The organism is Pedobacter westerhofensis (assembly GCF_900182595.1).
Lineage (GTDB): Bacteria > Bacteroidota > Bacteroidia > Sphingobacteriales > Sphingobacteriaceae > Pedobacter > Pedobacter westerhofensis.
This window is the reverse complement of record NZ_FXTN01000028.1, coordinates 1-9,945: the sequence shown is the minus strand read 5'-3', so window position 1 is coordinate 9,945 and position 9,945 is coordinate 1. Positions and strand designations below refer to the sequence as shown.

The 9,945-nt window shown below is 37.7% G+C and carries 5 protein-coding genes; all 5 read left to right on the top strand.

All coding sequences use genetic code 11. From position 1 onward, the window contains the following. The first annotated feature begins 1,074 nt into the window (after window positions 1–1,074). Entirely contained in the window at window positions 1,075–2,307 is a 1,233-nt protein-coding gene (locus FN831_RS27400) for a hypothetical protein (RefSeq protein WP_142531404.1), read from the top strand. Window positions 2,308–2,342: 35 nt separating this feature from the next. Next, a complete protein-coding gene (locus tag FN831_RS27395; protein WP_142531403.1) occupies window positions 2,343–3,668 on the top strand; it encodes a hypothetical protein in 1,326 nt (441 codons plus the stop codon). Window positions 3,669–3,772: 104 nt separating this feature from the next. Beyond that, window positions 3,773–5,617 carry a site-specific DNA-methyltransferase gene (locus FN831_RS27390; protein ID WP_142531402.1) on the top strand — a complete coding sequence of 615 codons (1,845 nt, stop codon included), beginning with the start codon at window positions 3,773–3,775 and terminating at the stop codon, window positions 5,615–5,617. Further along, window positions 5,617–8,409, top strand: a complete 2,793-nt coding sequence (locus tag FN831_RS27385) for a restriction endonuclease (protein WP_142531401.1) — start codon at window positions 5,617–5,619, stop codon at window positions 8,407–8,409. The genes FN831_RS27390 and FN831_RS27385 overlap by 1 nt, the downstream gene beginning before the upstream one ends. Before the next feature lie 33 nt (window positions 8,410–8,442). Next, the gene (locus FN831_RS27380) at window positions 8,443–9,360 is read left to right on the top strand and encodes a restriction endonuclease (RefSeq protein WP_142531400.1); all 918 of its coding nucleotides are present in this window, start codon (window positions 8,443–8,445) and stop codon (window positions 9,358–9,360) included. Window positions 9,361–9,945 lie beyond the last annotated feature (585 nt).

The window sequence follows — 9,945 nt, the reverse complement described above, 5'->3', positions numbered from 1 at the left end:
AGCTGCTTTTGCTCAGTGCCAGATGGGGGCGGCGGGAATTTATTATCTTTGGTAGTACTTAGTGGAGCATCCGCTACTACGCTCGGCAGCCAGTGGGGGGGTCAGTTTGACCCGAAACAGAGGGGGCACTTTCGCTGAAATACGCAACATCTAAAAACCAATATAAATAGCAAAAAAACTAAATATTTTAGAGTTAAATTGGGATGTTAGAAAGTTGAAATAGTTCTAATCGTTCGTGGTAACTAGCAGGTATGCTAGAAAATAAGATCATTTGGATAAACCTACGCTGGTTAATAAAGAAATTGGATTAGCCACTAAGGGCACATTTACACTACGGATTAAGTTAAAAAAGAGTAGCTGTTAAAGCATTATTTTGTTTTTCTTTTCAGGTAGGCGATCGGTATGCATAGTAGATTTGAATCTCATAGTTCGAACAACAGGATTAAATAGCTGGTCGCCAGACCTGTCTTTTCCCAAAATTTCTTATTTATTCCCCCGCACATTGCGGCTTGCGAAACCAGAGGTTCTCGCTTGGGGTGTTTACGGAGAAAATTTCTTCCCACTGATCTGTTTGTGGTGCAGAACCACAACCGGCAGTGACCAGGAATTCCGGCACAAAAAGCATATTCTAATCACTATAAAACGGCATGGGTGATCCTCCACTTCCAATCTTTAATGGTAAGAATACGTTCGTACATAAGCTTAAAAATTTTAAAGGAATTTGAGATAAAGACAGGTGGCGTAAAAGTGGCCAGCTAAAAACGCAGGTGAAAATATTTATTTATGATTCCTTGCAGTTGTTACCGCAAGCCGTATACACAGATCCTGATGTGCATTCTAAGTCTGTAAGTGTTTACCAACAAATTTATTCAAATTATCCGGGCGGCAATCCGCTATGATTTAATTTTGAGGGGAATCATATCCCCCCAAAGCGGTTTTACGCAGAGCTCACGAGTTAATACGCAACGACGTTTGGCACCAACTTCGACTGATTTAATTTAATATCCTTAACAACGTGAGTTATATTTTCTATATTTCGCTAACTTTTTCTTAAAGATCATATATACCACCAAATTGAAAGCTAAAATTTTAGACCAGTTTAGGGAAGGTAGTGCTATTTGTTATTTAACGAGCATATCGCTTTCCGATTATATAAATGCCCTTCCTGTAAATTACCAGGACTACGAGGTGCAGCGTCAAATTGTTAATAATGCCTATTTAGATGCGTTAATTAACACTATCACTGACAAAAAGCACATTCCGCCAATCGTCCTGGTTGTTGAAACTAATGAGTTTGAGATCTATGGTTCTGATTTGGATATTACCACCTTCAAGATCCTAGATGGACTACAGCGGACCTTTCGCTTGCAAGGCATTTATGAATCAATAAAATTGTTGGACGAGGAAATAAAGTCAAATCCTTCTGTTTTGGAGATGAGCAAAATTTCCATCTCGAAAAATTATCGTAAAATTCTTGAAGAAAAAAACAGCTCAACCGCAATTTTTCTTAAGTTAATTGACTTCGTGAAAGGAGATTCCAATAAACTGCTGGAAACTCTTTACGAAAGAATTCAGTGGTTTGAAATTTGGATTGGACTTAGCGCATCAGAAGAAGTTAACAAAATGCTTGTGTTGAATGCTGGGCATAAAGCGGTTAAAACGAAACACCAGCTAGAGCTACTGTTTCGCAATATATTACCAATTGTCCAGAGAGTTGAGGTGCCAGATTTCGTATTGATAAAGGATAAAGAACTTAGTCAATACAAGTTAGGAAAAGAACGCCAGCCAGGTCAGTTCCAATTCTCAAATTTGATAACTTCACTGTTGTCATTCAGTGAAGCAAAACCTTTGACTACCAATATAGATCTAATTCAAAAGTCACAGAGTGATTATTTTGATGATGATGTATTTGACGTGCTTTTAAAGTATGATTTTTTAAAGGCTTTCCTGACCTCATTAGTGAAATTTGATAAACATCTACAAGAGACATTTGGCGTTGCGGGTATACAATGGCTTGGCCGCGAGACATCTTTAGTTGGAATTTACGCTGCATTAGGAAATTACTCAAAGGCAATTCCGGTAACCGCTGAAAAAGCGATTGAAATTTTCAATACTAAAATAGTCTCCAAAGTTGCGGTACTAAGACTCGACGATTTTGAAGTAGTTCGAAATAGTCAAGATCTAGCGAAGATCAACTTCGGAACAGTTAACAAGCGTGCAGTGTACTATTGTATTACTGATATTTTGAATAGTGAAGAAGATTTAGTTATCGACTGGAAATTATATTTTAACCGGGAGGCAAAATGACCTATATTGATATTATATATACAAATTTACTCCGAATGTTAAGGGTATTAACTGTAGATGATGTGCAATTTGAAGCATATGCAAATGGCTTAGTCCCTGAAAAGCAAGATGAAATTCTTGCCCAAAATGATAAAATAAGTGCTCTAATTGCCGATTTGGAAGCATCGCGAATTCTTGGCGAAATCCCGACTAGTTTTGATGTTCTTATAGATGTAACAACCGTGTTAGCGACCGAACACCCTGGTTTAGTCATAAGTCAGTTAACAGAGTTGAAATTAATTCCATTGCTTATCAAAAAATTGGACGAAGCAATAGCGGGCACAATCGATATTACTGCAGCATTGCTAGATGTTGATGAATTTGTTTTTGAACCTCTGAAAAAGCCAGTTATAGAAAATAACTTTTATCATGGGGATGCTGATATCAATGAATCACTCATGATGGTCAATTTGAATAATATTTCAGAGCTAATTGGGTGGGTAGAAACAACGCAAATAAGTCGTGATATGACAGCACATCTTTTAGCGAAGATTGGTGGTGCAGTACCCCTGGATTTGAAGCAATACGTTTTAGTACATAAATCGTTGACTAACAAAGCTGGAGCTATACAGTCACTTGTTTCATTGCATATGGTTATCAACGGGAAGATGATCCATGAACCGGAGACCTATAATCAACCTTTTGCACTTCCGGCTAATAGAAAAATATTAAAAGCGAACGCTTATCAACAATTTAATGATGCGATCAGCATCCTAAGTGACTATAATAATGACGTTGATATCCTTGATAAATTTTTAAGGTTATATCATTTAATAGAGAATTTTATGTATCGGTTTCCATTGGTTTCACTGGAAGCTAAGCACGGTAATCTGTTTTACATAAGAGATTTTCAAATTATGTATGAGAAAGTCAGTGATTCAGAGGCCATTTCTTTACGAAAATTAGTTAAAGAAGTTTTCCCTAAAAATTATGATGAAACAACGACTTTTGATGCGTATATATTTGGACTTTGGAACGACCTGGCAACGCATACAACCGAACCAAAAATGGACATGTTACTCACCGTCCTAGGCTTCGAAGGTACTTATGGCAAGATAAGCCTCGAGCGAAATCAATTTGCTATCCCTTTCGCTAAAATGATTTATGCAATCCGCAACTCACTCGTCCACAATAAAGACACTGAACTGCACTTAACGCACGAAACTTTATCTAATCACGCGCGTATGGGAGATACAGCTGCAATCTTTTTGCGTAAATTTTTAATGCCGGCGTTATCAGCCATTTCTCTCTATCTAATTGTAGAGAAAAATTCAATAGTTTGGCTAGAGAATTCGACTCTTCAGCTGTGGTCGGATAGTTAATAAAAAAAAACAGCCTGGAAACCAGGCACATACGGATTGCATGCTCCTCATATGCAGCAATTTATAAATTTTATCTGTACTTTTCATGGGATTATAAGATTTCAATGGACGGTAAAAGTTTTGATGTCATAGCTGACAATATAGATAAGTTGCGATCGATATTTCCAGAAACATTCTCTGAAGGAAAAGTCGATTTTCGTAAATTGCGGGATGTTCTTGGCGATCTTGTAATTTCTAACAAAGAGCATTATGAGTTGGCCTGGGCTGGTAAGTCTGAGTCTCGGTCATCGATACAGCAGCCAACCACCTCTACATTGTTGCCTGTACGCAACAATAGTGTTAATTATGATAACTCCCAGAATATTTTTATCGAGGGAGACAATCTTGAAGCACTTAAAATATTGCAGAAATCTTATTTTGGTAAGGTAAAAGCGATATATATAGACCCTCCCTACAACACAGGTAATGACAGTTTTTTATATCCAGACAATTTCAGCGAATTTCAAAGTGACTACAATAAACGTAGTGGTTGGGCAAGCGATTCTGGGACATTAGAAAAGGACACATTATGGCAGAAAAACACAAGAGAAAGCGGTAGGTTCCATTCATCTTGGTTGTCAATGATGTACCCAAGACTCTACCTGGCTAAGAATATGTTAAGTCAGGATGGCGTTATTTTCATTTCAATTGATGATAATGAACAGAGCAATTTAAAATTGCTTATGGATGAAATATTTGGGGAAGAAAATTTTATTGTACAAATAATTTGGCGAAAAAGAAGTTCTCCACCCAATGATAAGATTATTGGTGCGAATCACGATTATATATTAGCTTACGCAAGAAATATCACAGAGTGCAAACTTAACTTAAGGGAGCGGACTGTCGAACAATTGAATAGGTACCAAAATCCTGATAACCATCCCAAAGGCGCATGGACATCTGGCGACCTGATGGCTAACGTGAAAGGTGGACGCTATACTGCTTCCCTTCACTTTGGGATAGTGAATCCCAACACAGGAGACGAACATTACCCGTCCAATAACGGCAATTGGAGGTTCAATAAAGAAAAAATACAAAGCCTTATCAATAATAATGAAATTTATTTTGGAGAAGATAATAAAGGACGCCCAAAATTAAAGAGATTCCTCAAGGACGTTAAAGAAGGTGTAACTTACCCTACAATTTGGGATTTTGTTCCATTAAATTCTGATGGTACAGCAGAAATTTCCGATATTCTAGGAAACATGAATATTTTCGATACTCCGAAGCCTCGTCGCCTGATTAAAGAGCTTATAAAACTTGGCACGGATGATGGCGATTTAATAATGGATTTCTTTGCTGGTAGTTGCACTACGGCGCATGCCGTACTTGAACTAAACGCGGAAACTAATGGCAATAGGAAATTTATCGTTGTTCAGCTCGCCGAGCAGATCGGCGAAAATACGGAAGCTTACCGCAACGGGTATCATACTATAGCTGAGATTGGCCGTGAAAGGATTAAAAGAACTATTCGCAAATTGGATCCTGACGAGTTATTACTTTCACCACATGGTTTCAGGTACTACCGAATTGCCCCGTCCAATTTTAAAGTTTGGCGGGCAGATATTGAAACTGACGCCGAACTATTATCGCAATTAGAATTATTTCTTAATGCAGAAAATAGTGACGCTATGGAAGAAAATATGTTGGTCGAACTGATACTCAAATCTGGCCGATTATTAACTACTGAAGTTAGGAAAATTGATGTTGATGCTGTATTTTTTTTCCATCTGACTGAAGCTAATATTTGCATATGCCTGAAAGCATTTAATGATGACATCCGTGAGAAAATTTACCAATTACGTCCGCAACAGGTCGTTGTGCTGAATAGCCTTTTTCATAGCGATGAGCTTTTAACAAATACTAAACTAGAATTCTCTGAAGCTAAAATCAATTTTACTCTGATCTGATGAAAATTAAGTTTGAAAGCACACAGGATTATCAACTTGCAGCAGTTAATTCAGTAGTGGAGGTTTTCGAAGGACAACCGTTAAGTTTAAGCAGTTTTGAATATGCATTTAGAGCTGGTAATTCTTCCATACGCTTGACTGATCATGGGATTGCTAATAATCTTGTGCTTAATGAAGACCAAATTCTAGAAAATTTGAAAGAGCTCCAGCTAAAGAACCGTTTGGCAGTTTCGGAGCAGTTGGTTAGTAATAAGTCGGGTGCTGACAGTAATCAAAATTGTAAGTTGAACTTTTCCATTGAAATGGAAACAGGGACAGGCAAGACCTACACTTATATTCGAACTATCTACCGATTAAACCAGCTTTATGGTTTTAAAAAATTTGTGGTCGTAGTTCCAAGCATTGCTATCCGGGAGGGCGCGTTAAAAAACTTAAAAATTACTTTCGAGCATTTTCAGGAGCTTTATAACAACCCATCACTGAATTTTAAAGTATATGATCCGCGTGCACTTACCATCTTACGGAACTTTGCGACATCCAATAACATTGAAATATTGGTCATTAATATCGACAGTTTTGCTAAAGATGGTAATGTGATTAATAATAGCAGGGAAATCGGGATAAGACCGATTGAATATATACAGAAATCCCGACCTATCGTAATAGTAGACGAGCCACAGAATATGGAGACGGAAATCCGTCGCGCGGCAATTAACAATCTAAATCCTCTTTTTACACTTAGATATAGCGCTACTCATAAAAATCATTATAACCTGATATATAGTCTTAATCCAGTAAAAGCCTATGAATTAGGCCTCGTGAAACAAATTGAAGTGGATGGAGTGACTGCCAATCATGACTATAATACTGCTTTTGTTAAATTAGTCAACGTTGATGCAAATACAAAGCACTTTAAAGTTAGGTTATTAATCCATTGTCTTTCTCTTTTTGACGTAGCCGATAAAGTTGTATCAGCTTCTTTGGGGGATGACTTGTTTGAATTGTCAGGCGGTCGCGAGGTATATAGGGATGGTTATATATTGAACAGTATTTCTAATCAGGATGGTAAATACCTGGTTGAATTCTCCAATGGAATTGTCCTTTCTGAAGATGAGGCTATAGGATTTCGATCTGATGAACTTTTAAAATATCAAATCGAAAGGACGATTTATCATCATTTCGAAAAAGAAGTACGTTATTGGAAACGTATGGGCCATTATGCCCCAATTAAAGTACTGTCGCTTTTTTTTATCGATAAAGTATCCCATTATCGTCAATACGATGAGCAAGGAAATCCTGTTAAAGGAAAATACGCAATATGGTTTGAAGAGATATTCAATCGATATATTAAGAAATATCAGCCACTATATCCTGACTTGTTTACTCTTGCACCTCCTGAAAGTTATTTTGCTATTGACGGGGTGCATGAAAGTGATATACCAAGCTTGCATCCTGAATATTGGAATGCCCAAATGGTGCACAATGGATATTTTTCGAAAGATAAAAAAGGAAACTTTAAGGACACCAAAGGTAGTTCTCAGGATGATGAAGATACCTATAGCTTAATCATGAAAGATAAAGAGCGCCTATTGAGCTTGAATGAACCTCTTCGGTTTATCTTTTCTCACTCTGCGCTGCGCGAGGGCTGGGATAATCCAAACATTTTTCAAATTTGCACGCTGAACGAAAGTAAGAGTGAGGTCAAAAAACGTCAAGAGATTGGTAGAGGCTTACGCCTTGCTGTAGATAGCGAGGGGACACAGGTAAGAGACAAGCGAATCAATATACTAACGGTAATTGCTAATGAGTCTTACGAGAATTTTAGCGCAGGGCTTCAAAAAGAAATTTTGGATGAGACAAGTGTTGAATTTGTTAACAAAATACGAGATGCAAATAAGAAGGAGCAAATTAAGCTTTCAAAAGAATTAACAGCAGAAAACTTCCCTTTGCTTTTTGATATTTGGGAAAAGATTAGTCAAAAGACCAGGTATTCCGTTGCCTTTAACTCTACAAAACTCATACAGAAAGTTTTGGCGGATCTTGCAAACTATAACATTGTACCGCTAACAAAGCAACCATTAATGGAATCTAGGTCAGGTGTATTAAACTTCACTGATACTGGGATCAACAGTAAATTATCACAATCCGCCAGTAAATATACAGAGGCGAATCTTTACCCCATACCCGATATCTATAGTTATGTTCAATCAAGAGTGGATATCAGTCGTCAAACGATATTTGAAATACTAAAAGGTAGTAATCGGTTAAAGGAAGTTTTAGTTAACCCGCAAACCTTTTTAGATAATATAATCAAATGCATCAAGAATAATCTTAACAAGTTGCTAGTCGAGGGCTTGAAATACGAAGAAGTAAATGGTCAAAAATACCAGATGACTTTGTTCGAATTAGAAGAAGTTGAAGGTCACCTAGCAGATTTATTTACGGTTTGTAAGCCTGAGAAGTCCCCCTTTAATTTTATAGCAGTTGATAGTGCTATTGAAAGCGTTTTCGCAGGTGATTGTGAAGCAGACGATAACATTAAATTTTTCTTTAAAATTCCGAGAGGTTTTAAAATCCCTACTCCAATTGGTAATTATAATCCCGATTGGGCAATCGTCTTTCAGGATCAAAAGAAAATGTATTTTGTTGCAGAGACCAAAGGAACTTTAGATCGTCAGTATTTACGTGAAGTGGAGCGTATGAAGATTGAGTGTGGAGAAAAGCATTTTGCCCTGTTTAAAAATTCGGGCGTTGAATATCACTTGGCAGTGAATGCACGGGATTTGTACTAGCATACTTGTGAATTTATCTAAACTACTTTTAACATGCCTATACCAGACTACCAGACACTGATGTTACCTCTTCTGAAGCTTTTAGCAGATGAATTGCCGCATAAAACAAAAGATGCTATTGAATCACTGGCGATTAACTTAAATATTAAAGATACTGACCGGCAGAAATTATTGTCTGGAGGTCAACCGATATTTAACAATCGGGTAGGTTGGGCGCGGACATATTTGAAAAAAGCCGGACTTATATCCTCTCCTACAAGAGGAATACTAGAGATTAGTGAGCGTGGCAAAGCAGTGTTGTCTAATGGCCCGGTTACTATTGACAATAGCTTCCTGAAACAGTTTCCTGAATTCTTGAAATTTCAAAACTATAAAAGTGAAGATGTAAAATCCTTGCCAGTTAAACCAACTAATGAAACAGATGATAAAACACCAGAAGAGAGAATCGATATCGCATATCAAATGATAAGGCAATCACTTGCCCAGGAAGTTCTGGATACCGTCCGGAACTTATCCCCGGCCTTTTTTGAAAGGTTAGTTGTGGAGTTACTGGTGAAAATGGGTTATGGGGGGTCTATTAAAGACGCAGGACAAGCTGTCGGAAAGACTGGTGACGAAGGAATTGACGGCACCATAAAAGAAGATAAACTTGGATTAGATATAATATATATTCAGGCGAAAAGGTGGCAGGAAGGAAATGTAGTCGGTAGACCAGAGCTGCATAAATTTGTAGGTGCACTAGCGGGCCAAGGTGCTAAAAAAGGAATATTTATTACAACATCTTCCTTTACAAAGGAGGCATTGAATTATTCACCAAAAAATGAAATTAAAATCGTGCTTATAAACGGCGATGAACTTGCTCAATTAATGATTGACTACAATTTGGGTGTTTCGCCACAAAGACATTACGAAATCAAACGAATAGATAGCGATTACTTTGAAGAGGGATAATTTATTTAAATGTTAGATTGGTAACATTGATGTTCGGGAATAGTTATTAGCTTATACGTCCCTTCAGGCTGAGTGGGAGTTTCGTCAAATCTGACCCCTTCATTCCCCAATTAATTGACGTTTTATTCCGCTCCATATTGACCCCATCTTTTCAGGTTAACTTGACCTCTTTTGCCTTCGAAGCCACATTTTCCAGATTAGATGGATCAACTTAACTTTCAATTTTAAGGGCTAAATAATAGCCGATAAGCGGCGATGGGTTCTGCGGTTGCTTATTCCCAATTGAGGCTTAGAATCGCTTATACCGCCTTATTTGAAAATGATCTTGAAATGTCGGCATAACAGGCTGGTGGAAGGATGCCGTTGGTCACAAAAGGCGGGTGAAGGGAATGATAGCTGGTTTGAGCAGTTTTGTTGGGTGCCAGGTATGGGATGGAAAAATTAGTTATCTTTAGTAGCAATTTGTGGGACATTCGCTACAACGCTTGGCTGGGAGTTTCGCCAAAACTGACCTCTTCATTCCGCAATTAAACTGACGCTTCATTCCGCTCTAAATTGACCCCCTCATTTCGGTGTAAAGTGACC